22 protein-coding genes are annotated in these 25,767 nt (G+C 45.0%); 20 read left to right on the top strand and 2 right to left on the bottom strand.

The window, feature by feature from the left end; translation table 11 throughout:
• Window positions 1-219 precede the first annotated feature (219 nt).
• The 6 genes from NFR88_RS01930 to NFR88_RS01910 all read left to right on the top strand — a co-directional run bounded on the left by NFR88_RS01930 (window position 220) and on the right by NFR88_RS01910 (window position 5,028).
• Entirely contained in the window at window positions 220-942 is a 723-nt protein-coding gene (locus tag NFR88_RS01930) for an HdeD family acid-resistance protein (RefSeq protein WP_161908674.1), read from the top strand.
• 318 nt (window positions 943-1,260) lie between these two features.
• On the top strand, window positions 1,261-2,391 hold the full coding sequence (locus NFR88_RS01925) for an aminoacetone oxidase family FAD-binding enzyme (protein ID WP_161908675.1): 1,131 nt from the start codon (window positions 1,261-1,263) through the stop codon (window positions 2,389-2,391).
• Window positions 2,388-3,959: an NAD(P)/FAD-dependent oxidoreductase gene (locus NFR88_RS01920; RefSeq protein WP_251613151.1), complete on the top strand. Its 1,572-nt coding sequence runs from the start codon at window positions 2,388-2,390 to the stop codon at window positions 3,957-3,959. Before NFR88_RS01925 ends, NFR88_RS01920 begins: the two co-directional genes overlap by 4 nt.
• 100 nt (window positions 3,960-4,059) lie before the next feature.
• Complete coding sequence (locus NFR88_RS15020) at window positions 4,060-4,188, top strand: hypothetical protein (protein WP_285813807.1); 129 nt, start codon at window positions 4,060-4,062, stop codon at window positions 4,186-4,188.
• 6 nt (window positions 4,189-4,194) lie between these two features.
• The gene (locus tag NFR88_RS01915; RefSeq protein ID WP_251613149.1) at window positions 4,195-4,359 is read left to right on the top strand and encodes a hypothetical protein; all 165 of its coding nucleotides are present in this window, start codon (window positions 4,195-4,197) and stop codon (window positions 4,357-4,359) included.
• Between the two features lie 174 nt (window positions 4,360-4,533).
• Window positions 4,534-5,028 (top strand): pyridoxamine 5'-phosphate oxidase family protein, encoded by a 495-nt coding sequence (locus NFR88_RS01910; protein WP_161908678.1) that lies wholly within the window; start codon window positions 4,534-4,536, stop codon window positions 5,026-5,028.
• A gap of 51 nt (window positions 5,029-5,079) precedes the next feature.
• Here NFR88_RS01910 and gpmI read toward each other — a convergent pair whose 3' ends face one another.
• Window positions 5,080-6,603 carry a 2,3-bisphosphoglycerate-independent phosphoglycerate mutase gene (gene gpmI, locus NFR88_RS01905; RefSeq protein WP_202620409.1) on the bottom strand — a complete coding sequence of 508 codons (1,524 nt, stop codon included), beginning with the start codon at window positions 6,601-6,603 and terminating at the stop codon, window positions 5,080-5,082.
• 89 nt (window positions 6,604-6,692) lie between these two features.
• Between gpmI and addA the strand changes: the two genes are divergently transcribed.
• The 3 genes from addA (at window position 6,693) to NFR88_RS01890 (ending at window position 12,472) form a co-directional block, all read left to right on the top strand.
• Window positions 6,693-10,160: a helicase-exonuclease AddAB subunit AddA gene (gene addA, locus NFR88_RS01900; RefSeq protein ID WP_251613145.1), complete on the top strand. Its 3,468-nt coding sequence runs from the start codon at window positions 6,693-6,695 to the stop codon at window positions 10,158-10,160.
• Complete coding sequence (locus NFR88_RS01895; RefSeq protein WP_251613143.1) at window positions 10,153-11,010, top strand: patatin-like phospholipase family protein; 858 nt, start codon at window positions 10,153-10,155, stop codon at window positions 11,008-11,010. Before addA ends, NFR88_RS01895 begins: the two co-directional genes overlap by 8 nt.
• A gap of 124 nt (window positions 11,011-11,134) precedes the next feature.
• Window positions 11,135-12,472: an MATE family efflux transporter gene (locus NFR88_RS01890; RefSeq protein WP_251613141.1), complete on the top strand. Its 1,338-nt coding sequence runs from the start codon at window positions 11,135-11,137 to the stop codon at window positions 12,470-12,472.
• A 594-nt stretch (window positions 12,473-13,066) separates the two neighbouring features.
• Here the strand turns inward: NFR88_RS01890 and gdhA are convergent.
• Window positions 13,067-14,413, bottom strand: coding sequence for an NADP-specific glutamate dehydrogenase (gene gdhA / locus NFR88_RS01885; RefSeq protein ID WP_160200719.1), 1,347 nt, complete (start codon window positions 14,411-14,413; stop codon window positions 13,067-13,069).
• A gap of 528 nt (window positions 14,414-14,941) precedes the next feature.
• Here gdhA and mgtE point away from each other — a divergent pair.
• From mgtE to recJ, 11 genes are all read left to right on the top strand, one after another.
• A complete protein-coding gene (gene mgtE / locus NFR88_RS01880; RefSeq protein ID WP_251613139.1) occupies window positions 14,942-16,342 on the top strand; it encodes a magnesium transporter in 1,401 nt (466 codons plus the stop codon).
• 19 nt (window positions 16,343-16,361) lie between these two features.
• Window positions 16,362-17,207, top strand: a complete 846-nt coding sequence (locus NFR88_RS01875; protein ID WP_251613137.1) for an NAD(P)H-hydrate dehydratase — start codon at window positions 16,362-16,364, stop codon at window positions 17,205-17,207.
• An 18-nt stretch (window positions 17,208-17,225) separates the two neighbouring features.
• The gene (locus tag NFR88_RS01870; RefSeq protein ID WP_160200716.1) at window positions 17,226-17,582 is read left to right on the top strand and encodes a type II toxin-antitoxin system PemK/MazF family toxin; all 357 of its coding nucleotides are present in this window, start codon (window positions 17,226-17,228) and stop codon (window positions 17,580-17,582) included.
• A gap of 72 nt (window positions 17,583-17,654) precedes the next feature.
• Window positions 17,655-18,473 carry a transketolase gene (locus NFR88_RS01865; protein WP_251613134.1) on the top strand — a complete coding sequence of 273 codons (819 nt, stop codon included), beginning with the start codon at window positions 17,655-17,657 and terminating at the stop codon, window positions 18,471-18,473.
• Window positions 18,473-19,402, top strand: coding sequence for a transketolase family protein (locus NFR88_RS01860; RefSeq protein ID WP_160200714.1), 930 nt, complete (start codon window positions 18,473-18,475; stop codon window positions 19,400-19,402). The genes NFR88_RS01865 and NFR88_RS01860 overlap by 1 nt, the downstream gene beginning before the upstream one ends.
• A gap of 212 nt (window positions 19,403-19,614) precedes the next feature.
• Complete coding sequence (locus tag NFR88_RS01855) at window positions 19,615-20,052, top strand: protease complex subunit PrcB family protein (RefSeq protein WP_251613129.1); 438 nt, start codon at window positions 19,615-19,617, stop codon at window positions 20,050-20,052.
• Between the two features lie 113 nt (window positions 20,053-20,165).
• Window positions 20,166-20,939 (top strand): hypothetical protein, encoded by a 774-nt coding sequence (locus NFR88_RS01850; RefSeq protein WP_160200712.1) that lies wholly within the window; start codon window positions 20,166-20,168, stop codon window positions 20,937-20,939.
• Between the two features lie 107 nt (window positions 20,940-21,046).
• Window positions 21,047-22,153: a cell division ATP-binding protein FtsE gene (gene ftsE / locus NFR88_RS15195; protein ID WP_330588320.1), complete on the top strand. Its 1,107-nt coding sequence runs from the start codon at window positions 21,047-21,049 to the stop codon at window positions 22,151-22,153.
• The gene (gene ftsX / locus NFR88_RS01840) at window positions 22,134-23,024 is read left to right on the top strand and encodes a permease-like cell division protein FtsX (RefSeq protein WP_160200711.1); all 891 of its coding nucleotides are present in this window, start codon (window positions 22,134-22,136) and stop codon (window positions 23,022-23,024) included. Before ftsE ends, ftsX begins: the two co-directional genes overlap by 20 nt.
• A 44-nt stretch (window positions 23,025-23,068) precedes the next feature.
• Window positions 23,069-24,115: a murein hydrolase activator EnvC family protein gene (locus NFR88_RS01835; protein WP_160200710.1), complete on the top strand. Its 1,047-nt coding sequence runs from the start codon at window positions 23,069-23,071 to the stop codon at window positions 24,113-24,115.
• A gap of 14 nt (window positions 24,116-24,129) precedes the next feature.
• Complete coding sequence (gene recJ, locus NFR88_RS01830) at window positions 24,130-25,767, top strand: single-stranded-DNA-specific exonuclease RecJ (RefSeq protein WP_160200709.1); 1,638 nt, start codon at window positions 24,130-24,132, stop codon at window positions 25,765-25,767.

The following is a 25,767-nucleotide window of genomic DNA, read 5'->3' as shown; positions in this document are numbered from 1 at the left end:
GTCAATATTGTCAATATTAGAACGTAAAATATGAAAAAATCGGTATTTTAACGCGCATTTATTGACAAAAATACAAAATATCCAGGAATTTGTCAATGTTCAATTTCTGAAAGTTTTTTCATGCGTTTGCCGCACTATAATATCGGCTGTTTCTTGACTTTATTTCCGGCAGCCAGTATAATGTTACAGAACAAAAGCTGGACAAGGAGGTCTTCTTAATTGAGAATTATTACTGTGATTGCGGGCATTCTGCTTACTTTCTTAGGGGTATTTTCCATTGCAAATGCCGGGTTATCATTTCTATCACTGGCATTTCCGATTGGAAGCATTCTAATGTTTGTTGGACTTGTAGAATGTTTTGTATATAAGAGAATTAGAAACGATGTAGATGCGGGCCACTGGGTGCTTATCGATGGACTTACCACATTTATTTTAGGTATCGTAGTTTTAACCGGACGGCTGGCAGCAGATATTGCAGTTCCTGTCGTATTTGGTATGTGGAGCATGATTTCGGGAATCAGAGGATTTTCCGTGCTTGCCTTTGAGACAGATACTAAGGAGAAGAATATCGATTTTTATTGGGCATTTAGTGTGAGCCTTTTAAATTTGGCGATTGGTATCTACGCATTCTTCAATTCGTCTATGTTGCATTTATCCGTACTGATGATTTTGGGTATCTGCTTTGTTGTGCAGGGCGCTAATGTGATTAAAATTGGCTTTGATATCGTATACAACAAGCCGGATTTGATCAAGACTAAGGATGAGAAGATCGCAGAGGCGGAAGAGGCAGCCAAGGAAGCCAAGAGAGAAATGAAAAAGGCGATTAAAAAAGCTAGAAAAGCGCGTAACGCTGTGAAAGAAGCAGAAGAAGCGAAAGAATTTCATGAGATAATTAGTGAACCGATTGGGGAGACTAATACACCAGAGGATAAAACACTGTAGTATGCGGACGGGGTTTCTCAAAAGATGAGAAATCCTGTTGTTTTTTATGACCTAACCCGCAGAAAATGAGTGCAACGAAGATTTCTGCGTAGGTAGGTCAACTGAAGAATTGCAGACCAGCTTGCGCTGGGCAATTCCTGTATAGCACCTTCCAGCAATTCTTAGACGAATTGGGATAGGTGCGTAAACGCGAGGCTTTCCCAAGAGAACGAACTGAAGGTGAAGTTCGATTGGAAGAAAGCTACGGCGAGCCTAACCCGCAGAAAACGAGTGCAACGAAGATTTTCCAAAAGGATAAATGAAAGGAAGCAGCTAAAAATGTTAGATATATGTATAATTGGCGGCGGCGCTGCAGGAATGACCGCGGCGATTTGTGCAAAGGAGGAGAACCCCGCTCGCAGGATTCTGATTTTAGAGAAAAAGAATCAGCTTGGGAGAAAGATTTCTGCGACTGGAAATGGAAAATGCAATCTTTCCAATGTAGCCTGCCCCAATGTGGATCAGACCTTGGCTTTTTTTGAAGGATTGGGAATTTTAACGAGAACCGATTCTGCAGGAAGAGTTTACCCATATATAGAAGACGCAGCGGCGGTGCGAGAGGCGCTGGAGCAAAAAATACGGGAGCTTGGCATTGAAGTTATGACATCTTCAGAGGTCCAGTCCATCGAAAAACAGGATTGTTTTGTTGTTGAACTGAAGAACAAAACAATCCAATCGCAGAAGCTTCTCATCTCTTGCGGCGGTAAGGCAGGTGCGGCTTTTGGCAGCACGGGAGACGGATTTCGGTTTGCAAAGAGTCTGGGGCATCAGATTCGAAAACCGGTTCCAGTTCTTACGGCAGTTGAAGTGAAGGAGAATCTGGAAAAACTTGCCGGGATTCGCGCAAAGGCACAGGTGAAGCTTCTTTATCAGAATGAGCTTATTTTTTCTGAAAATGGTGAGGTTCAGTTTACTAAGACAGGCGTTTCTGGAATCTGTGTTTTCAATCTGTCTAGGTTTCTGTTGATTCCTCCGGGGGCTTCTTTTGCAGATGGCTTTGATGACTATAAAATTGAAATTGATTTCTTTCCGGACAGGGAGGATATGGTCAGTGTTTTGGAATTACGCAAGGCGCAAGGCATTGCAGCATCGAGATTGCTGCAGTTTCTCGTAAAAAGGCCTGTTGCAGAGATGATTGAACGTCTTGCCAAGGGGGATACAGCGGAGAGCGGACGGCTCTTAAAGGCGTTTCCTCTTTCGCCGAAAGGTGTGAAGGGATGGGATTTTGCGCAGGTGACAAAAGGCGGCGTAGAACTTAGCGAAGTGTTGGCGCAGACGATGGAGTCACGCCTTGTAAAAAACTTGCATTTTGCTGGCGAGGTACTGGATTATGATGGTCCATGCGGCGGATTTAATCTCCAGTACGCATGGGAGACAGGCATGCTGGCTGGAAAGGGGATGGCAAAATGACGCCCAGATATAGAATTCATCAGGTGAAACTTAGCCTGCAGGAATCTACAGCGGATTTACCGAAAAAAATATTAAAGAAACTGGGAAATAGAGACTATATTCTGACAGATGTAGAAATTGTTAAAGAGTCCATTGATGCCAGAGACAAAAAAGATATAAAGAAAGTCTACTCTATAGACTTTTCTGTGGTGACAAGACAGCGTCCCAGAGAATATATCCACATTCGCTGCGGCGGAAAGACAGGCGTGGAGGAAGCGCCGAATATGACCTATATAGAAGTGCCTTGCGGCGATCGGGAACTGAATCACAGACCGGTTATCATAGGGTTTGGACCTTGCGGTATGTTTGCAGGTTTGACTTTGGCAAGACGCGGGCTGAAACCTCTGATTATCGAACGAGGTGCAGAAATTGAACAGAGGGTGCAGGATGTAGAAAAGTTTTGGGAAGAAGGGATTTTGAATCCGGAGTCCAATGTTCAGTTTGGAGAAGGAGGCGCAGGCACCTTTTCTGATGGAAAGCTGACAACAGGCATTAAAGATCCTCGAATCCGGCGGGTTCTTTCTGATTTTGTCAGAGCGGGGGCAGACCCGGACATTCTCTATAAACAGAGGGCGCATATCGGTACAGATGTTCTTAGAACCGTTGTAAAAAACATTCGCGAAGAAATCATTCGCCTTGGCGGTGAGGTTCGCTTTAATACTCGTTTTGTGGAAGTGAAGACGAAAAATAAGTGTGTAAAATCCGTCGTGGTGGTGAAGGACGGCAAGGAGGAAGAAATTTTTACAGAAGATGTAGTGCTTGCCATTGGACACAGCGCTAGAGATACTTTTCGCTATCTTGCCGGTCGTGGAATTAAAATGCAGCAGAAGCCATTTTCTATTGGGGTGCGGATTGAACATCCTCAGAGGCTCATTGACAGAGCACAGTATGGTGACGGAGCATCGCAGCTTCCGCCGGCAGACTATAAACTTTCTCATCACTGTGCAAACGGTCGTGGTGTGTATACGTTCTGTATGTGTCCGGGTGGACAGGTAGTAGTTGCGTCTTCTCAGGAAGGCGGTGTGGTGACCAACGGGATGAGCAATCGAGCAAGAGACAGCGGTACTGCCAACAGCGGTCTTTTGGTCGACGTGCGCTGTGAAGACTTCGGCTCGCCGAGTCCATTGGCAGGAATCGAATTTCAGGAAAAATATGAGAAACTGGCATTTGCGCTGGGTGGAGGAACTTATCGGGCGCCGAAGACGACTTGGGCGGAATTTAGGGACGATGAAGATACTGCTGCTGCAGTAATTGGATCGCTTCCTGATTTTGCGGTGGAATCTATCAGAGAGGCAATGCCCCATTTGGGCAGAAAACTTACCGGTTTTGATGATGACAGCGCAGTACTTACCGCAGTGGAGACAAGAAGCTCTTCTCCGGTGCGCTTTGCGAGAAACGAGAACATGGAGGGAACCTTCGGCGGTTTTTATCCGGCAGGAGAGGGAACCGGCTATGCAGGCGGCATTATGAGTGCAGCATGTGACGGAATTAAGGTGGCGGAGAAGATTATTGGAAAGTATCAAGTGTAAATAATTATGAGAAAATTCCGCCTCCACATTTACATTACTACTTAGACATGATATAATGTATAAAATAAAGGAACTTGTCATGATAGTAGGAGGTGGAAGTATGAATCCGGCAACAAGAATAATTCCGAAGTTGATACTTCTAATCGTGATACTGGTGCTTGGTTTAATCTTACACTTTGCGACTGAATGGATGAAGAAGAAAAGACAGCCTGAGTGGGATGAATTTTAGAAAAAAGTGGCAGATTTTAACGAAAGGCATGGCAAAGATTTAAGTGATAATACCAAGGCTTTTTTAGAAAAACATGTCAACGATTCCCAGACTGCCCGTATCAAAGCTATGGTAAAGCGAGAGGAACTTGAGCGGGAAGAAATGGAAAAGGAATACCAACAGGAAGAATAAAAATTCAAGATGCAGCCTCGTCAAATTTTTCTTGACGAGGCGATTTTTTTGTATTAAACTCTAGTTAGAAACTGAATGAATTACCGCCGGGTAACGCTTTTTATTCACGCCGTTAGGCCTTAGAAGGAGTGAATGGGAGGCGGTATTTTTTTTAAGAAAGGAAAGGTTATTAGTATGTTTAGAGTAATGAGAAGAACGAAGCAGGCTATGTCCTTTGAGGACAGTGCAGCAGTTTTAGAGCGGAATACTGCAGGCGTTTTAGCTGCAGCAGGCGACGATGGTTATCCTTATGCAGTGCCGCTCAGCTATGTGTACACAGACGGCAAGATTTATTTCCATTGCGCAAAGGAAGGACATAAGCTGGACGCAATCGCTCGCTGTGAGAAAGTGTCTTTTTGCGTTATCGATACGGATCAGGTGGTGCCGGAGGAGTTCACTACTTATTTCCGTAGTGTTATAGCCTTTGGAAAAGCGAGAGTTCTGGACGACCCTGCTGAAAAGAGAGCAGCGCTGGAGGCTCTGGGGAAGAGATATTCTCCCGATGAAACACCGGAGGCTATGGCAAAGGAAATTGATGGATCCTTTAAACAAGTCACCATGGTTGAAATTGCTATCGACCATCTGTCTGGCAAAGAGGCAATTGAGTTTGTGAAACAGAGACAAGCGTAAGTAAAAAACGAGGTATCGCCCAAGAGGACGACCTCGTTTTTCATAAAGGAATTATTTTATTAGGCTCTTTCCGGTCATTTCTTCCGGAATGGAAAGTCCCATCAGACGCAGCATAGTCGGTGCGATATCGCACAGTTTGCCGCCGTCAGCAAGATTAACCGGATTTTTCGCAATATGTACAAGCGGAACGGGATTCAGAGAGTGGGCAGTGACCACATTACCTGCTTTGTCGACCATACAGTCGGCGTTGCCGTGGTCTGCAGTCAGAAGAATCTGACCGTCTTTGGCAAGTACAGCATCGACAATTTTTGGCACGCATATATCTAAGGTTTCGATTGCTTTGACGGCAGCGTTCATGATACCGGTATGTCCTACCATATCTGCATTTGCGAAGTTCAGGATGATACAGTCGTACTTGTCTGCTTCAATCTGTTCCAGTACCCGTTCTGTTACCGCAAGGGCGCTCATCTCAGGCTGAAGATCATAGGTGGCAACCTTCGGAGAAGGTACCAGAATCCGATCTTCGCCGTCTGCAGGCGCTTCGATGCCGCCGTTAAAGAAAAAGGTTACATGGGCGTATTTTTCGGTTTCGGCAATGCGAAGCTGGGTAAGTCCCAAAGACGCAATGTAATCACCGAAGGTATTTTTTAGAGTCTGCGGCGGGAAGGCGACTTCTACATTTGGCATGGATGCATCGTACTGGGTCATGCAGACATATTTTAAATTCTTGATGGTCTTTTTGCGAGGGAAGCCATCGAAATCGGGATCTGCAAAGGCACGGGTGATTTCTCTTGCTCTGTCCGGACGGAAGTTAAACATAATCATGGCGTCATCATCGTTTACTGTGCCGGCGCCGGTAACGGTTGGCAGAACAAATTCGTCATTTTCATCCCGCTGATAAGCAGTGGTTACTGCACTGCAGCCTGTAGCGGCAGAAAGACCCTGTCCCAGCGTCATGGCATCATAAGCTTTTTCGACTCTGTCCCAGCGTTTATCTCTGTCCATAGCGTAATACCTGCCAGAAATTACAGCGATTTCGCCAACTCCCAGTTGGTGCATGTGATTTTGAAGTGCTTCGATATACTGATTTGCACACCTTGGAGGAACATCGCGACCATCGAGGAAGCAGTGGACAAGTACCTTGGAAAGCCCTTTCTTTTTCGCCATGGTAAGGAGGGCAAAGAGATGGCTGATATGACTGTGGACACCGCCATCGGAAAGAAGTCCCAAAAGGTGCAGCGTAGAATCGCAGGAAAGAGCGTGCTCCATTGCTGTATTCAGCGCTGGATTTTCAAAAAAATCTCCATCCTCGATGGATTTTGTGATTCGGGTAAGTTCCTGGTATACGATACGGCCTGCGCCGATATTCAGGTGTCCCACTTCGGAATTTCCCATCTGCCCTTCGGGAAGCCCTACGGAAAGACCGCTGGCTGATAAACTGGTCTTCGGATATTTTGAAAAAATCATATCCAAGTTGGGCGTTTTAGCGGCGGCAATGGCGTTGCCAGCCCTTTCAGGGTTGAGCCCAAACCCATCTAAAATCATCAGCATGGTTGGTCTATTGTTTATATACATAAATTCATCTCCGTTTCTAAGATTCTTTCTTCATTATAGCAAATTTTTTGGTATAATGGAATAAGCAGTGATAAAATATGGAGGCAGATATGGCTTGGACCAAAGAACAGCAGCTGGCAATCGACCAGCGTGATAAAAATATACTGGTAGCAGCAGCAGCGGGCTCGGGTAAGACTGCTGTTTTGGTGGAGCGCATTAAAAAACTTGTTATAGAAGAAGGCGTGCCTATCGATCGGATGCTGATTGTAACTTTTACCAATGCGGCGGCAGCGGAGATGAAGGAGAAAATCCGCAAAGCACTCATCGAAGAAATCGATAAGGCGCCAGAGCAGGCAGGTAAGCTGAGAGAACAGCTGGCGCTGCTTGCAAGAGCAAATATCAGCACTTTCCACGCCTTTGCCCTGGATGTCATTCGGCGCTTTTTTTATCAGGCAGAGATTGAGCCAGGCTTTTCCATCTGCGATGATGCGCAGAGGACGATTCTTAAAGAAGATGCTATGGATTTGCTGCTGGAAAACTGGTTTGCAGCGGATAGCGAGGAGTTTTACGGATTTCTTAACTGGTATTCCGGCGACCGTAACCAGAGTAAAATCCGCACGATTTTGGAAGAAGCATATAACGTGCTGCAGTCTCTTCCTTATCCGTGGCAGTGGCTGGATGAAAAAATTGCGCAGCTTTCCATGAATGAAGAGGAAATGAAAGCTTCACCTCTGATGGCGTATATCTGGGATTTTATTGAGGAGTCTGCAGAAAAGGCGCTGGAATACGCACAGCGCAGCGCTGATCTGCTAGATGAGGCAGGTCTTTGCCGAATGGCAGAAAAGGTTGCTTTGGAGGAACTGCCTCAATATCAGCATATTGCAGCGCTTGTCGGGCAGAAAGCCTTTGAGGAATTGGGAGAAGCAGCGGCGGCATTTAAGAGTCTGCGTCTGACTACAAAAAAAGATGAGAAAGAGGACTATGCCCTGATTAAAGAGCAGGTTGCGGCATGCCGAAAGAAAGCCGCTTCTTTGATTGATGAAATGCAGAAGACCTTTTTCCTTGCGCCTTTTTGCGAGCAGATTGAGGAAATGAACAAGACTGCGCCGATGGCGAAAACCTTGCAGAAGCTGCTTCTGGATTTTGACGGAATTTTTAAAGCGGCGAAGGCAGAAAAAAAGCTGGTGGATTTCAACGATATCGAGCATTTCTGCCTGGAAATTCTAAAGGAGCCCCAAGCAGCAGAGTTTTACAGAAACAAATTTCAGTATATTTTTATCGACGAGTATCAGGATACCAATATTTTGCAGGAAGAGATTATCTCCAAGATTAAGCGAGAGAATAATTTATTCATGGTAGGCGATATTAAACAGAGTATCTATAAATTCCGACTGGCAGAGCCGGAGATTTTCAAAGAGAAGTATATCAGTTATGGAAAAGAGAACGCAAATTCCATTAAAATTGATTTGAACAAAAATTTCCGAAGTAAGCCGGTGATTCTGAAAGAAATTAACAAGATTTTTACAGGTGTTATGGAGGACTATAATGAGGAGGCAATGCTCTATCCTGGTCTTGACTACGACGGAGAATACAGTTATCTGCCTGAGGTCAAGGTAGTGGATGTTGCCACAGTGGACGCAGGCGATGAAGAACTTGCTAATTTGAAAAATGCCGAAATTGAAGCCCTTGCCGTCAGCCGGATCATCAAGGAAAATCTGGGAAAACGGTTTTATGACCATAAGGCAGGAAGGGAGCGGGAAATCTGTCTTCGCGACATCGTAATTCTCATGCGCGGCGTGCGAAATTATGCCGATGTATTTTATCAGATTTTAAAGCAAAACGGCATTGAAAGCTTTGTGGATGACAGCGAGGGCTACTTTGACACGATGGAGATTAATGTGTTCATGAATCTTCTATCGGTAATAGACAATAAAATGCAGGATGTGCCATTAATCAGCACACTTCACGCTGAAATTTTTGGTTTTTCCTCTGAGGACTTGGCGCTGATTCGTGCAGCCCACAAGGAGGGAACCTACAGCCAGGCTTTTTCGGCTTACGCAGAGAGCGGAGCAAATCAGGAACTTGCACAAAGGTGCAGAGAGGTTCTTGCAAAGTTAAAAGAATGGAAAACCATGGCAACATCGTTGCCCCTTGGAAAATTTATCTGGAATCTGCTTTTGGAAACCGGATACTATGTCGAAATCGGCGCCATGCCCAGCGGTACGCAGAGGCAGGCAAACCTTCGTGCGCTGGTCGATAAGGCGGAAAGCTACAGTAAGGATAGACAAAGCTCCCTTTACAGCTTTGTCCGGTATATCGAGGCGGTGAAGCAGCGAAAAGTCTCCATGGGGCAGGTAAAGCTGGTGGGAGAAAACGACAATCTGGTGCGCATTATGACGATTCATAAAAGTAAAGGGCTGGAGTTTCCTATGGTTATCGTCAGTGGCATGGGTCGCAGACTCAATTACACCAAGATGGGAAGCGGCATAACGTTGCACAAGGATATTGGTGTCGCAATGACTCTCAGCGATTATGAAGGCCACTGGTACAAACAGACCCTGCTTCAACGGCTTTTGCAGAAACAGGTCCATAGAGAAGAGGTGCAGGAGGAAATCAGAATTCTGTACGTGGCTTTAACCCGCGCAAAGGATATTCTCTATATGACGGGAACGGTTAAGGATGGAGAAAAGTTCCTTGCAGCCAGGGAAAGCGCTATGGGAGGTGATTCTATGTACCTGTCCATGGCAGATCAGGCTTCTTCGCTGGAAATGATCAATGCCAATCTGCTTTCAGGTGGGCAAAGTGAGGAACCGATATATTTTGTAAATCCGATGAGTCAGGCTATTTATGACGGAGAGGTTTCGGAGGAAGAAGGATTGAGGGTCTTGAGAAAACTGGATTTCTTCTATCCTTATGAACATGCCAGGAGTCTGAAATCCAAGTACTCGGTTACAGAAATCAACCGAAAGGCAGAGCTGCTGGAGTCCTCCTTTGTGGAAGAGCTAGCGGTGCCGAAGTTTCGGCAAGGTGAAAAAAAGCTTACTGCAGCGGAGCGAGGTACTGTATATCATGGAATTATGGAGCGAATTGACTTCGCAGCGGCGGCCAGAGAGGGCATAGATTATCTGAAAACTGCTGTCGCAGAAATGATAGAGCAGGAAATTTTTACAGCGGAAGAAATTGCAGCAGTAAGGCTTTCGCGGATTACGGACTTCTTTGAAAGCGAACTGGGAAAGCGCTGCGCAAAGGCGTTTGCTGCGGGTAGTCTGCAGAGAGAAAGACCGTTTAACCTGCAGATGGAGATGGATGGAGAAAATGTTATCGTGCAGGGTATTATTGACTGCAGTTTTGAAGAGGAAGACGGTCTGGTACTGTTTGATTATAAAACCAACTGGATTGATAGAGAAAAGCCTTTTGAACAGGAAGCGGACAGACTGCGGCAGATGTACAGGCAGCAGATTGCCATTTACTGCCGCGCGCTTGCAAAAACTTATGGAAAGCCGGTAAAGGAAGCGTATCTGTATTTGTTTGGCGCCGGCTGCGGTATTGAGATGAAATTGGAGGGGAAGTATGAGTAAAGGACTGGTAATTGAAGGAGGCGGCATGCGTGGGATCTTTGCCGCCGGTGTTTTAGATTGTTTTTTGGACGCAGGAATTCGCTTTGATAACGTCATCGGCGTGTCGGCAGGCGCGTGTCACGGATGCAGCTATGTGGCAGGACAGAGGGACCGGGCGCTTGCAGTCAACCTGGATTATCTCGATAGAAAAGAATACTGCAGTCTGCATAGTTTGCGGACGACAGGAGACTTGTTTGGGGCTGAATTTATTTATCATACGATTCCAGAGCAGCTGTATCCAATTGATAACGATGCGTTTACTGCAAGCGGAATTAAATTTCAGCCGGTAGTCACAAATTGCGTAACTGGTGAAGCTGAATATCCTGTGGTGGGAGATATGTTTCGCGATGTGGAATGGGTGAGGGCGTCGGCATCGCTTCCTTTTCTTGCCAATATGGTAGAAATCGGCGGCGGGCTTTATATGGACGGTGGCATTTCGGATTCTATTCCACTGGCGCAATCCATCCGGCAGGGAAACGAAAAGAATATAGTGATTCTTACAAGACCCAGAGATTATCGAAAAAAGCGGACAAATGGCATGCTGCTGAAGGTGATGAAGCGGAAATACAGGGATTATCCGAATATGGTTGCGTCTTACGAAAAGCGGGCGCAGACTTATAACCAGTCACTGGAACTTGTGGCGGCTGAAGAAGAGACCGGAAGAGCTTTTGTGATTGCACCGATGGGGGATTTGGATATAGGAAGAACAGAGCGGAACCCAGAAAAAATGAAGAAGGCTTACCGGGAAGGGTATTACGTGACGGAGGGTCTTTTGGAGAAATTACAAAAATATTTGCGGGAAAGTGTATAATTTCCCTCTTGTACAGCAGGAGGCTATGGGTTATACTGGTAATAGAATAAATAGAAAACGGGTGAGCACCTACCGTATGCAGGCTAGTCTTGTATACGGTTTTTTTGAGAGGAGGGCGAAAGTTTTGGAAGAAAGAATAACGAATGAAAAGGTTTTTATGATTCTGGTCAAATTCAGTTTGCCTTTAATTCTCAGTGGTATTTTGCAGCAGCTGTACAGCTGGGTAGATGCGTTCATCGTAGGGAATGTAGAAGGTGAAAATGCACTGGCTGCAATCGGCGCGACGGGTGTAATCATCGGATTTTTTGTCATGGTGATGACAGGTTTTACGGGTGGCCTTGGCATTTTATTTGCGAGAAAATATGGCGCAGCAGAAACGGACCGGCTTTCTGCTATTTTATCTACCTTTCTTTTTGCGGTCGGCGGGGTGTTTCTGGTTCTTTCCGTGGCGGGAGTAGCCCTGTCAGGAGCGATGCTCAGGCTTCTCAATACGCCTGCTGAAATTTTTGTGTTGTCAGAGCGGTATTTGCAGCTGAGTTTCATTGGCATTCCTTTTCTGGCAGTATATAATGTGTATTTTGCGGCACTTCGCGCAATTGGCGATAGCAAAGCACCTTTTTTTGCGATTCTGCTTTCTTCGGCGGTTAACTTCGTGCTGGATGTGCTTTTCGTGGCGGCAATGGGCTGGGGCGTTGTCGGAGCCGCGCTTGCGACAACGGTGGCACAAATCTTGATGACGATATTTATCATTTGCTATGCCGCAAAGAAACACTCAATGCTGCGTTTTTCTCTTTCTCGCGGAAGGACGCTTGTGGATAGAAAAATGCTGAGGGAAGGACTGCGACTTGGAATTCCACCGATGATTCAAAGCAGCGTCAATGCTCTTGGAAATATGGTTTTGCAGAATTTTATGAATGGTTTTGGCACGCAGACGGTGGCGGCAATTACGACAGCATACAGAGTGGATACGGTGGCGCTACTTCCGGTGGTACATATGGGGACTGCGATTTCGACGATGGCTGCTCAGTCTGACGGTGCAGGTGACAAAAAAAGAATTTTTCGCTTTTTTAAGGCGGGGACGGCTCTGGCGGCGGTTATCTCCGTGGTACTGACGCTGTTTGTTGTATTTATGGGGCAGTACCTGGTGTCCATGTTCGGCGTTGGTGAGGAAGCCGCGTTGATTGGCGGCAATTTCTTCCGCAGATTTGGCTGTTTCTATCCGATTTACGGACTTTGCATGGCATTTCGCGGCGCGCTGGAAGGTATTGGTGATGTGGCATATTCCAGTGTCATTGGTATTGTTGCGCTGATTTCACGTATTATCATGTCCTACACACTGGTCGGACTTTGGGATAATATGGTCATCGCTTATGCAGAAGGGTTGTCCTGGTGCGTTATGCTGGTGCTGTACTTTGTGCGGTTTGCGGTAAAGCGGAGAGAGCTAGGGGTGCAGTGCAGGTAGATAAGGCGTGCGAGATGAGGAGAGGAGACTAGACTTTAACCTAAAACGGATTTTTGATAAAAAAGTGTATAAGCGGATGCCCAAATCTTAACCGAAAACTAGAAAATACTAAAAAAATGTATAAGAATGATGCGAGGGATTCTCTTTCATACTTACAAAGATGTCTGCTGAAGTGATTTTTAAGCAAAAAACTTGCTTTTTTTGCAAGGTTAATGGAGATTTACGAAGCATCTTGCAAAAAATGTAAGACATGCGAAGGGAGAAGCCGATGTATTTATACACTTTTAACTCAAAAACACAATTTGGGTTAAACTTATCCTACTGGAGTTAATCAAAAGAGGACTGCGAAATGCAGTCCTCAATTTTGTTTTTGGAATATTGTTTGCTCGGGCAAGCGCCATTATACGACTAAATCCTTGCCAATCGAACTTCGCACAGAGTGCTTGTTCTCTTGGGGATTAGCCGTAGAGTGCCACGCGCTGAAGTGCTGCACTCCTGACAGGGGACCTACCTGCAATTCGCTTTGCTCGTTGGGTTAGGTCTCCCAAAGCATAAGGTTTGCTTAACTGTTCGCTCTGCTCACAGAGCAAATCATTATACAATACCCTGAGCCATCATAGCTTCTGCAACCTTTTCGAAACCAGCGATGTTTGCGCCCTTGATCAGGTCATAGCCCAGACCGTATTTTTCACAAGCAGCAGCAGCGTTCTTGTGGATGTTAACCATGATAGTTTCAAGCTGTTCATAAACCTGAGCAGGGGAGAATACAGTGTGACCTGCGTTCTGTCCCATTTCGATGCAGGAGCAAGCTACGCCGCCAGCGTTTGCAGCCTTGGAAGGTCCAACGATTACGCCGTTTTCCTGCAGGTATTCGATTGCTTCGTTTGTGGTCGGCATGTTAGCACCTTCGCAGAGGAACTTACAGCCGTTAGCGACCATAGTCTTAGCATCTTCGATGCGGATTTCGTTCTGTGTTGCACAAGGGATGTACAGGTCAGCCTTAACTTCCCAAGGTTTCTTGCCAGCGTAGAAAGTAGCGCCAGGGAACTTGTCTGCATAAGGTGCGCAGATGTTCTTTCCGGAAGCTCTCAGTTCGAGTAAGTAGTCTTCTTTTTCACCTGGAGTTACGCCGTCTGGATCGTAGATGTATCCGTCTGGTCCGGAGATAGTGATAACTTTAGCACCCAGCTGGTTCAGCTTCTGTACTGTACCCCAAGTAACGTTACCGAAACCGGATACTGCAACGGTTTTGCCTGCCAGTTCTTCGCCGCAGTGTTTCAGCATTTCTCTTGCGAAGAATACGATACCGTAACCAGTAGCTTCAGTTCTTCCTGCAAGTCCGCCGTAAGCAAGACCTTTACCAGTCAGAACGCCTTCGTATCTGTTGCTCAGTCTCTTGTACTGTCCGAAGAGGTAACCGATTTCTCTTGCGCCAACGCCCATGTCACCAGCAGGAACGTCAGTGTGAGGTCCGATGTGTCTGTAAAGCTCAGTCATGAAGGACTGGCAGAATCTCATAACTTCAGCATCGGATTTTCCAGTAGGATCGAAGTCAGAACCACCTTTGCCGCCGCCGATAGGAAGACCGGTTAAGCTGTTTTTGAAGATCTGTTCAAATCCCAGGAACTTGATGATGCCAGGATATACGTTAGCAGCGAAACGCAGACCGCCTTTGTAAGGTCCGATTGCGCTGTTGAATTCATATCTGTAACCTCTGTTTACCTGAACTTTACCTTCGTCGTCAACCCAAGGAACTCTGAAGCTGATGCCTCTTTCTGGCTCGATCAATCTTTCGATCAGACCAGCTTCAACGTATTCAGGATGTGCTTCCAGAACAGGCTCGATGGAAGTTAATACTTCTTCTACAGTCTGAATAAATTCTGGTTCACCAGGGTTTCTTTTCTTAGCGATTTCAATATACTGATCAACTAATTTTCCCATTTTAATCTCCTCTTTTCTCTTATTAAACTTTAGAAATTAGTGTTACAAGATGTTATAATATGGTTCTTGTTTCTTCCAATATAACACTTTGACATTTTTTAGTCAACCCTTTCAGGGTGGAAAGGATTGGTTTTTTTAAAGAACAATCCTGACATGGAAATGACTGAAATTTCAACGATTTCAAGATGTGGTAAAAATTTACAAAATCATTTTGACGAATGCAGATTCTTATATGAAAGTTTGTCTGCCGGGTATGAGGGAATGTTATACAAAGTTTTTTTCTAAAAAGGTTGCAAGCACGAGCTATTTCGAGGTATAATTAACTGTTAAAGAATGTCTATACATATAATTATGAAGGGAAGTGAAGACATGGATAATGGGCCTACGTCCAAACGAAGTATCGACGCATTAACAAAAACAAAAGAATCCTTGGCTTCACTGGCCGGATAAAATCCTCGCACTAGCGGTATTTTTCTGGGTTCAGTAAGAACAGCCAGGGAAAATACAAGTGAAAGTGAGGAATGACAGATGGATAACAGAGTCATTATTGACGCAGATGTATTGTGGGAAGAATCCTTTGAAAAGATATTAGAACTCCTTGAAAACAAACGATATTTTCAGGCGAGAGATGAACTTCTCAAATTTAATGCAGTAGACATTGCCTACATGCTGGAAGATATCACGGAAGAAACCGATATTGATATGACAATCATCCTTTTCCGGCTGCTTCCAAAGGATGTTTCTGCAGAAGTCTTTTCAGAACTGTCTACTGATAATCAAGTAGAAATTGTAAATGTAATCACAGATAAGGAAATCGATTTTATTTTACAGGAACTGGACTTCGACGATAAGATCGATATTCTGGAGGAACTGCCCGCCAATATGGTGGACAGAATTTTAGAAAAAACACCGAAGAACGAGAGAAAGCTGATCAACACTTTTCTCAATTATCCGGATAACAGCGCCGGCAGTCTGATGACGCCGGACTATATCAGTCTGCGCAAGGAGTGGAATGTAGCGCAGGCGCTGGAACATATCAAAGAAGTAGGCATGGATGCAGAAACCATCTATACCTGCTATGTCAGAGACAACGGGCGAAAGCTGCTTGGCATTGTATCTTTAAGTACGCTGGTAATTTCCAGTGATGACACCAAGATTATGAACATTATGCGCACAGACTATGTGTATGAGAATGTATTTGATGACCAGGAAGACGTCTCTGAAGATTTTAAGAAATACGGATTTTTGGCATTGCCTGTTGTGGACAACGAGCACCGTCTCGTCGGAATTATTACCGTCGATGATATTCTGGATGTAATGGAAGAAGAGGCGACTGAAGATATCGAGAGAATGAACGGTGTCATTGACTTTGAGAATTCCGACAAGGGATATCTGGACAAGTCGGTCATGCGGCATGCCCTGAACCGGCTGCCATGGCTTGTAATCCTCATGGTTGCCTATGTGTTTACAGGCATGCTGATTACAGGCTTTGAAGGAAGGCTTTCTGAAATCATCTGCCTGGTGGCGTATATGCCGATGCTGATGGGAACTGGCGGAAACACAGGCTCTCAGGCGGCAACGCTGATTATCAGAGGTCTTGCCACCGATGAGGTGGATACTTCTGATGTGTTTAAGATTTTATGGAAAGAAGTGCGTATAGGAGCCCTTTTGGGAGCTGTTTTAAGTATCATTAATTTTGGACGAATTATCTGGCTTGACGGCAATGATTATAGTGTAGCATTGACAGTTTGCCTTGCGATGCTGTTCATTGTGATCTTTGCAAAGGTGCTTGGCAGCATGGTGCCGCTTCTTGTAAAAAAACTCAATCTGGACCCGGCGCTCATTGCAAATCCTGCCATTTCATCGGTTTCTGATATTGTGGCGCTGAGCATTTATTTTGTGATGGCAATGGTTATTTTAGGTTTATAAAGATAATGGGATTAAAAAAATGCAAATAACAGGTTTAACGGACAAAAATTTTGTCCATACTGTAATTAGAAGACGCCCCAAAGACGTACATAAAGGAAGCTGCGGCAAAGTACTGATTGTTGCAGGAAGCAGAGAAATGGCAGGCGCCGCCGTGTTCTCTTCCAAAGCAGCCATCAAATGCGGCAGCGGTCTGGTTAACGTCTGTACGAGGAGAAAGATTTTTCCGGTTATACAAATTTCTGTACCGGAAAGCATCTGTCTTCCATGGGGAAAAGCAAAGAGGAACCTGGCAGGCTACGACGCCATTGCAGCAGGTCCGGGGATGGGAGTTGATAGAAGAACCAGAGAAATCCTGAAAAGGATATTAACCGAATACGCAGGTACGTTTATCATCGATGCTGATGGACTGAACACCATAGCAAAGGATGCAAAACTGCAGATTTTGCTCAGAAGTACCAAAGCCAGGGTTATTCTGACCCCGCACATAGGGGAGGCGGGAAGGCTTCTTGGAAAGCAGATCAAAGGCTGTGCCAAGGAAGAAATCGGACAGGCTCTTTGGGAAAAATTTCACTGCGCTGTTATCGTAAAAGGTGCAGATACACTGGTGGCTCTTTCCGGCGGCGATGCATATATTAATACTACAGGTAATCCGGGCATGGCGACTGCCGGTGCAGGGGATGTTCTTACGGGAATCATCGTATCCCTGGCAGGGCAGGGTCTTTCTACAGACGATGCAGCCAGAGCAGGAGTATTTGTACACGGTATGGCGGGCGATATGGCCGCAGAAAAAATCGGTCAGCATGGTCTTACTGCCAGTGATATTGCAGATTACGTACCTTTTGCTTTAAAAGAAATTATCGATTAAGACAAGGAGTGTTGGACTTTGATAGTAAAAAAGGGAGACCTTTATTTTGCGGATCTAAGTCCCGTAGTCGGCTCCGAACAAGGGGGTATCAGACCAGTACTTGTAGTTCAAAATGACGTAGGAAATAAATTCAGCCCAACCATCATTGTGGCTGCCATTACATCGCAGACAAAGGCAAAATTGCCGACACATGTGGAACTTGCCGCCGCCGACGGCGGACTTAGCAAAAATTCAGTTGTGCTTTTAGAACAGCTCCGCACCATTGATAAGCGAAGACTGAAGGAGCATATCGGTACGCTCAGTGAGAAACAGCTGCCTACAGTAGATCAGGCACTGTCTGTGAGTCTGGGCATTACCGAGGCTAGAAATCACTGAAAAATAACAGCTTTGATTTACGCGAGAGCCGGGATTTCCGGCTCTCTATAAATAAATATAATGGAGGATAAGATGGACAAAAAACAATTGGAAACACTGGCGGCGAAAGTCAGAATTGACGTAGTCCGCGCAATACATAGTGCGGCTTCCGGCCATCCCGGAGGCTCCCTTTCAGCGGCTGATATCGTGACAGCGCTGTATTTTAACGAAATGAACATAGACCCGGAGAACCCCAAAAAGGAGGACCGGGATAAATTTATTTTATCCAAGGGACATGCAGGCCCTGTGCAGTATGCAGCTTTGGCAGAACGCGGATACTATCCGGTTTCTGATATGATGCGCCTGCGTAAGCTAGGAAGCAATTTTCAGGGACATCCAAATATGCACAAAGTGCCGGGCATTGAAATGTCTACTGGATCTTTGGGCCAGGGCATCTCTGTCAGTGTCGGCATGGCGCTGGCAAATAAAATGGACGGAAATCCGGGCAGAATCTACACCCTTTTAGGAGATGGAGAACTACAGGAAGGTCTGGTCTGGGAAGCAGCCATGTCTGCAGCACATTATAAGCTTGACAACATGGTGGCTATCGTAGACTTTAACGGTCTGCAAATCGACGGAAAGAACGACGATGTTATGACCGTAAAGCCGATCGACGAAAAATTTGCGGCCTTTGGCTGGAATGTAATTGTCATTGACGGACATGACTTTGATGAAATACTGGATGCTTTTGCAAAGGCGAGAGCGTGCAGGGAAAAACCGACTGTAATTATCGCAAAGACCCACAAGGGAAAAGGCGTTTCCTTTATGGAAGACAATCCAGGTTGGCACGGAAAAGCCCCAAGTGATGAAGAAGCGAAGCTTGCAGTAGAGGAACTGGGAGGTGAATGGTAATGGCAGATAAGATGGCAACAAGAGCGGCTTACGGAAAAGCTTTGGTAGAAATGGGGGCAGAAAATCCGAATCTGGTTGTAATGGATGCGGATTTGTCTAAGTCTACTATGACCGCTGAATTTAGCAAAACTTATCCAGATCGGTTCTTTAATATGGGAATTGCAGAGCAGAATCTTTATGGAACGGCTGCTGGTCTTGCACTATCGGGAAAAGTGGTCTGTGCGTCTACTTTCGCAATGTTTGCAGCAGGCAGAGCCTTTGAGATTATCAGAAATTCCATCGGTTACACCGGCGCAAATGTAAAGATTTGTGCAACCCACGCTGGGATTACTGTAGGAGAAGACGGCGCAAGCCATCAGACTTTTGAGGACCTGGCGCTGATGCGAACTATTCCGGGCATGACGGTAGTGAATCCGTCCGATGGTGTCAGCGCAAGAATGCTGCTAAAGCAAGCAGTCGGCTTTGAGGGACCTTGTTATGTAAGACTGGGAAGAGCGGCGGTTCCTGTGTTCTACGATGAAACGGCGGAAATCAAACTGGGAAAGGGTAATGTCCTTCGTCCGGGCAGAGACGTGACCGTCATCGCCACAGGCATTATGGTTGCAGAGGCTATGGAAGCAGCTTCTCAGCTGGCTGAAGAGGGTGTCGATGTGCGCGTGATTGACATGCACACCATCAAACCGCTAGATGTAGATTTAGTCGTGGAAGCTGCAAAGGAAACAGGTAAAATCGTAACGGCTGAAGAACACTCCGTCATCGGCGGTCTTGGCAGTGCGGTGGCAGAAGTGCTCTGCACAAAGCAGCCTGCGAAGATGATTATGGTCGGTCAGCAGGATACATACGGAGAATCCGGAAAACCTGATGAACTGAAAGAAAAATATGGTATGACAGCAGATGCTATTGTAGCAGCTGTCAGAGAGATTTATTAGAAATATAGATGCCAGCGTTAGCAGAAAATGATTAACGCTGGCATTTTTGTGTCGGTGATGCGTTAGGTTCATAAGTGTTGTGCAAGGAGCCTTTGCTTTCAGCCGTTTTCCAAAGCTTTAGGTGCGCTATAACGGAGTTATTGCAGTAAATTTGCATATTTTTAGGGGCTGTCTCATACAGTGCTAATAGAGCAGAGAAAGGAGATGGCCTTATGAAAAAGGAGATAATTGCCATTGCGGCAGCGGCGATTTTGCTGATTGGACTCATAGTGGCATTTGGACTAAAATCCGGAGAGACTAACGTAAAATTTGAAAAGGTTTCGGAGAAAGTGATGCCTAGAGAACTGGAAGCGGACATTTTGCCGGAATATAGGGATTTAGAACGAGCGCTTGCTTGCAAAGTAGGTGGTGAAATCTACATCATCGTAACAAGAGGGGAAAAGGCGACGGCGGGCTACGAGGCGGAAATTGATAAGCTTACCTTGGAAAACAAGGAGGATAAGAGCAATTTAGTCGTTTATGCAACCTTTGCGGATCCGGCAGAACCTGAGAATATGGCACAAATTAGCTGTTATCCTATTGCAGTGGTAAAGACGGATTTAAAGGGACTGCCAGATACTATTGAGCTTAGAGCAGAGTATGCAAAATAGAGGGCTCCTTCCTTGCACAAGGGGATTTTGTAATTAAATTACAAAATTCCCTTGATTTTACTTTTCGTTGGATGTATACTGTAGTTACGATTTGAAGAGTAAAGAGGAAAATTATGCTGGAGAGAACTTTTATTAGAATGCAGGACAGTAAAGAGAATGACGAGTGGAAGAATCCGCAGCAACTGAATATCGGAGTGACTGGACTTGGTCAGAGTGTTGGAACAACCTTTGTTGCAACTTCTCTGGCCTTTTATTTTGTTGGTATGGGGAATAGTGTGACATTTACACAATGTTTGACACCCAGCAGATGCAATAGTCTTCTTTATGATGCGACAGCTATGGATCAGCGCTTTAGCAACAGGCAGTTTCACGATGTTTATAGGCTGATTTTGGAGAATAAACCAGCGAGGGGAAAGAAAAATATGGAGAAAGGAATTAACTGGATTTTGCCGACACCTTGGATTTTGGAGCAGGGGAAAGACCTTGACGGCGTCCAGCAGGCCAGACTAATTCAAAGTGCAAAGGGGGAAATCTGTATCTTTGATTTTGCGGCGGAACAGTCATGGGACAGTCATCTGCCGGACATGGACAAGCTGATTATCGTAGCTGATCCTATGCCATCGAAGCTGATTCGCCATAAAGAACGGTTCCAGCGTCTAAAGACCATAGAACTTTCTGGCATTGCTGCTGACTGGGTTGTGAACAGGAGTAACAGTGGAGTTAGCCGCAGACAGATTGCTGCATATTTAAAAAATCGAAAGTTGCTGTGGATACCCCAGTTTGCCCCAGAATTGTTTTATGCTGACGAATTTGCATGCCGCTTTTCATGGGAAAATAAAGAAATAAAAAGTAAACTTTTGGACATTTTCACAAAATTTTCACAGTAATCGACAGAATATGTCCTATTTTGCCTTTAAAAACGGGTCGAAATATAGTATAATTTAGATGTGTGTGTAAAACACAAAATACAAAATTTAAAACGAAAGGGATCACTATGATAACATTCGACAATGTGACGAAAACATATAATACGAACATTGGTCTTGAGAATGCAAGTATCCATATTAATAAGGGAGATTTCGTTTTCCTTGTAGGACCCAGCGGTGCAGGGAAGTCTACATTTATCAAATTAATCCTGAAGGAAATCGACGCTGATTCTGGAAGTATCGTGGTTGACGGGCAGGAAGTTACGACTTTGAGCAATCGTGAAATTCCGGGTCTTAGAAGAAAAATTGGCATCGTATTTCAGGATTTCAGGCTATTGCCTAAGAAGACTGTATATGAAAACGTAGCATTCGCTATGGAAATCTTACATAGACCAAAGAGACAGATTAGAAAGAAAGTGCCACAGGTTTTGAGCCTTGTGGGTATTAGTGATAAGGCGGATAAGTATCCTGATGAGCTTTCTGCAGGAGAGCAGCAGCGTGTTGCTATTGCAAGAGCAATCATCAATAATCCGACTGTGCTCATTGCAGATGAACCGACCGGAAATCTGGACCCGGACACTGCAGCAGAAATTATGGATTTATTAAATCAGATTAATATTACGGGAACGACCATCGTTATGGTAACGCATGCCAAGGATATCGTAGACCGTATGCAAAAGCGTGTTGTAGCGATTGAAGGTGGGCATATTGTTAGGGACGAATTCGGACAGTACGGCTTTGAAGAAGAGTCACAGGGCTTTGCAGAAGAAATTTTCGAAGAAAAATCCTACGGTTATGAGCCCGCGGATTATGAGTTTGAGCCTTTTGATTACAAATCTACTGCAGCATGTCGACAGGCATATGAATACAAGGTGGAAGAAACGGAGCCGCTGCTTGTTGCTGAACCCGAAATTGAGATTTTTGAAGAAGCTTCTGTAGAAGAACACTCTGAACCAGAGGCTGCTGAGCCGGAAGTTTCTGAAATGGAGTCTCTGACTTTGGAAGAATTTGCTGTCAGTGAGGACAACTGTGCTTTGCCAGACTTGGCAGATGACAGCGAAAAATTTAAGACGATGCGGTTTAAGACCACTGAATATGGAAAGCTTGAAAACAATCAAGAAGCCGAATCTTTGGCAGAAGAGGAGGGCGACAGCGATGAGTCAGATTCTTTATAATATCAAACAGGCTTTTGTGCAGATTGGCAGAAACAAGGCGATGAGTCTTGCATCGGTATTTGCCATTACGGCGATGATGCTGATTTTGGGGTTGTTCTTTGTGATTACAGTTAATATTAATCTTTTTACTGAAATGGTAAAATCTGATTATGATCAAGTAGAGATTTTCCTACTGGATGAGACAACTACCGAAGAAGCGCAGGATATCATGGATAAAATCGAGGGACGCAAGGGTGTTGAGAAGGTGGAATACAGAACCAAAGAAGATGCTCTGAACATTATGAAATCCCGCTGGGGAGAGAGCAGCTACCTTTTGGATTCACTGGGCAATAACCCGCTTCCGAATTCCGTACTGATTACAGTAGATACTTTGGAGAGCGCAGGAGCGGTTACTGATTATGCGGCAAGTCTTGATGGCGTAGAGGATGTGAAATATTATCAGGAAACCGTTGAAAAACTTACAAAGGTAACTGGATTTTTGCAGATAGCTGCTTTGATTATCATGGCATTTTTAGTAGTAGTTTCCATTGTAGTTGTGTCCAACACCATTAAGCTTACTGTCTTTGCAAGGTCCAGAGAAATTTCTATCATGAAATATGTCGGTGCGACCAACTGGTTTATTAGAGGACCGTTTCTTGCGGAAGGCATTATCATCGGCATTCTGGCTTCCATGGTTTCGGCGGGAATCACTTTCGGCATTTACAGCAAGATCGTGGATTTAATTGGTACACAGGTGATGACTATATTATCGTCCCCGCTGGTGCCTGCAGGATACCTTGCAGTGAATTTGATTTGTATCTTTTTGGCGATGGGTATCAGTATCGGCGCATGGGGCAGCATCATCTCTATGAGAAGATTTTTGGATACATAAACTTCGATGCAAAAAAGAATTGAATCAATATGAGGAGATAAGATATGAAAAAGAAAAGTTTAATCTGCTTTTTAATATTTGTGCTTGTCGCAGTCTTTAGCACTTATGGTCTCAGTTATGCGAACACAAAGGCGGATAAGCAGGAAGAGTTGAATGAGATTAAAGAGCAGACAAAAGAAGTCAAAGACGATATGCAGGAGCTGGTTTCCAAAATCGAGGATCAGCAGGCAGAAATTGACAAAATTCAAGTTTCCATTGAGAAAAAGGAAGCTGAGCTTGAAAAAGCGGAGGCTGAAATTGCAAAGACCATCAAAGAGATAAAAGCAAGGGAAGACGGTCTTAACAAACGTCTTAGAACTATGTACAAAAATGGTTCTGTAGGCTATCTGGATGTGCTTCTTGGTTCCAGCAGTATTTCTGAGTTCATATCCAATCTGGAGATGATTCAGAAAATCTATAAAAATGACCAGAATATCCTTGTGACTTTGGAAGACCAGCAGAAAGAGCTGGAAGAAAAACAGAATGTCCTTGAGCGTGAGCAAAAGGAACTTGGCGAGAAAAAAAGCGAAGCTCAGGAGAAGCGAGATTCTCTGAAAGAGGACCAGACTGCACTGCAGGAAAAGCTAGACGAGCTTAATTCGGAAGCCGAGCGAATCGGTGATGAAATTGCAAATATGCAGGATCAGAATAAAGTCTACGAGGGCGGCAAATTTATGTGGCCGACCAATTCCACTTACATTACGTCACCGTTTGGTTTCCGTATTCACCCTGTGACAGGCTATTATACTGGACATACGGGTGTGGATATCGGCGCCAGCTATGGTTCACCTGTCTATGCAGCGGCTGATGGAACCGTTATCGTGGCAAGCAATTCTTACGGCGGATATGGCGTAGCAGTAGTAATTGACCACGGAAGCGGAATCAGTACTCTGTACGGTCATAACGACCACGTGGAGGTTAGCGTAGGACAGCATGTCAAACGGGGGCAGATTATTGCATACTCCGGAAACAGTGGTGTGTCCACTGGACCTCATCTGCACTTTGAAGTCAGAATCAACGGCTCTTATGTGGATCCGATGTCATATTTTTAAATAAAGGGTGAAGAATGAATTTACAACCTAGAATATACGAGTTATTGCATAAAAGAGGTATTGAGACGGAAGCTGATATTGAAGAGTTTCTGTCGGACAAACCTCAGAAGACTTACGATCCATTCCTGCTTCTTAACATGGAGGCAGGAGTGGATTTAATATTGTCTTCTATTGAAGAGGACGAGAAAATCTGTATCTATGGAGATTACGATGCTGATGGAATCACTTCTACGGCAGTGCTTATGGAGGTCTTGTCCAATTTGACGTCCAATCTGGCATATTATATTCCGTCCCGCTTTGAGGAAGGGTACGGACTTAACTGCGGAGCCCTGGACAAAATCAAGGCAGCAGGAATTGATCTTGTGATTACCGTGGACTGTGGCAGTGTATCCTGCGCAGAGGTAGAACATGCCAAGGAAATCGGACTTAAAATACTGGTAACAGACCATCATACCATTACAGATAAAGTGGCGGACTGCCTGGTGATTAATCCTATGCAGCCAGGCTGTCCATATCCTTTTAAACATCTGGCAGGAGTAGGAGTAGCCTTTAAGCTGGCGCAGGCAATTGCAGCGGAGACAGGGCTTCCAAAGTCTGCAGTTAACAGAACGTTGGATCTTGTTGGCGTGGGCACCATTGGAGATATTGTGCCTTTGGTTGATGAAAACCGCACTTTGGCCAAATATGGAATTCGGTCACTAAACCTGACCCAAAGACCGGGGCTTTCAAAGCTTATCGAGGGAACCAGTCTACAGAGAGGAAAGATTAAATCGGAGAATATCTCTTACGTAATCGTACCGCATCTCAATGCGTCTGGGCGTATGCAGGATGCCAAAATTGCAGCGTCTTTGATGATGGAAAAGGACAGCGAAAAGGTGAAAGAAGGGGTGGAAACTTTAATTTCCTGCAATCAGCAGAGAAAGAAAATTCAGAGCGAAACCTTTGAACAGTGCTGCAATATTGTAGAAGAAAAATATCAGACTGCCCCTTTTCTTGTTATAGATTTGGAGGATGCCCATGAGGGGATTACTGGCATTGTTGCAGGAAAGCTGAAGGAAATCTACCATAGACCTGCAGTGATTGTTACTCCTACGGCGGGAGATTGCCTTAAAGGCACTGGAAGGGGTATTGAGGGAATAGACCTTTACAGCCTTTTAAAAGATAACGAGGAACTCTTTGAGCGGTTCGGTGGTCATGCGGCGGCCTGCGGATTTACCATGAAAAAGCAGCATCTTGATACTTTGCGCAGTCGTTTAAATGAGTCGATGGGAAGAATTCTTGCTGACAATCCGGAGTTGGCGGATGCACACATTCAGGCAGATTTAAAATTGGAAGCAGGTGATGTTAATCTGCAGCTGGTTGCGGAGCTTAAGATGCTGGAGCCTTTCGGATGTGAAAACCCTCAGCCTCTAGTCAGTATTAGACTTAGACCTGGGTCCATCAGAAAGATGGGCAACCAGAATCAGTATACCAAGTTCATCGGCGTTTTGGATGACGGCAGGGAGATTCAGTGCGTCATATTTAAAGAGGCAAAGTCATACGATGAATTACTGAAAAAAGGTCAGCCTCTTACAGTTACTGGAAATCTGGAAAGTCAGACATGGAATGGGAAACAGTATCTGCAGATTACGGTGCAGGCCATAGAGGAATAG

Source organism: Senimuribacter intestinalis (assembly GCF_943192965.1).
Taxonomy (GTDB): Bacteria; Bacillota; Clostridia; order Peptostreptococcales; family Anaerovoracaceae; genus Senimuribacter; species Senimuribacter intestinalis.
The sequence above is the reverse complement of the archived record's forward strand: the minus strand, read 5'-3'. Positions and strand labels throughout refer to the sequence as shown.

Excerpts from the sequence above, each read along its gene's own strand:
- NFR88_RS01865 (WP_251613134.1), top strand. The coding sequence starts at position 17,655 with ATGGACAAAAAACAATTGGAAACACTGGCGGCGAAAGTCAGAATTGAC.
- addA (WP_251613145.1), top strand. The coding sequence starts at position 6,693 with ATGGCTTGGACCAAAGAACAGCAGCTGGCAATCGACCAGCGTGATAAA.
- ftsX (WP_160200711.1), top strand. The coding sequence starts at position 22,134 with ATGAGTCAGATTCTTTATAATATCAAACAGGCTTTTGTGCAGATTGGC.
- NFR88_RS01855 (WP_251613129.1), top strand. The coding sequence starts at position 19,615 with ATGAAAAAGGAGATAATTGCCATTGCGGCAGCGGCGATTTTGCTGATT.
- NFR88_RS01860 (WP_160200714.1), top strand. The coding sequence starts at position 18,473 with ATGGCAGATAAGATGGCAACAAGAGCGGCTTACGGAAAAGCTTTGGTA.
- NFR88_RS15020 (WP_285813807.1), top strand. The coding sequence starts at position 4,060 with ATGAATCCGGCAACAAGAATAATTCCGAAGTTGATACTTCTAATCGTG.
- gpmI (WP_202620409.1), bottom strand. The coding sequence starts at position 6,603 with ATGTATATAAACAATAGACCAACCATGCTGATGATTTTAGATGGGTTT.
- NFR88_RS01895 (WP_251613143.1), top strand. The coding sequence starts at position 10,153 with ATGAGTAAAGGACTGGTAATTGAAGGAGGCGGCATGCGTGGGATCTTT.
- NFR88_RS01875 (WP_251613137.1), top strand. The coding sequence starts at position 16,362 with ATGCAAATAACAGGTTTAACGGACAAAAATTTTGTCCATACTGTAATT.
- ftsE (WP_330588320.1), top strand. The coding sequence starts at position 21,047 with ATGATAACATTCGACAATGTGACGAAAACATATAATACGAACATTGGT.
- NFR88_RS01920 (WP_251613151.1), top strand. The coding sequence starts at position 2,388 with ATGACGCCCAGATATAGAATTCATCAGGTGAAACTTAGCCTGCAGGAA.
- NFR88_RS01910 (WP_161908678.1), top strand. The coding sequence starts at position 4,534 with ATGTTTAGAGTAATGAGAAGAACGAAGCAGGCTATGTCCTTTGAGGAC.
- NFR88_RS01850 (WP_160200712.1), top strand. The coding sequence starts at position 20,166 with ATGCTGGAGAGAACTTTTATTAGAATGCAGGACAGTAAAGAGAATGAC.
- NFR88_RS01925 (WP_161908675.1), top strand. The coding sequence starts at position 1,261 with ATGTTAGATATATGTATAATTGGCGGCGGCGCTGCAGGAATGACCGCG.
- gdhA (WP_160200719.1), bottom strand. The coding sequence starts at position 14,413 with ATGGGAAAATTAGTTGATCAGTATATTGAAATCGCTAAGAAAAGAAAC.
- NFR88_RS01835 (WP_160200710.1), top strand. The coding sequence starts at position 23,069 with ATGAAAAAGAAAAGTTTAATCTGCTTTTTAATATTTGTGCTTGTCGCA.
- mgtE (WP_251613139.1), top strand. The coding sequence starts at position 14,942 with ATGGATAACAGAGTCATTATTGACGCAGATGTATTGTGGGAAGAATCC.
- recJ (WP_160200709.1), top strand. The coding sequence starts at position 24,130 with ATGAATTTACAACCTAGAATATACGAGTTATTGCATAAAAGAGGTATT.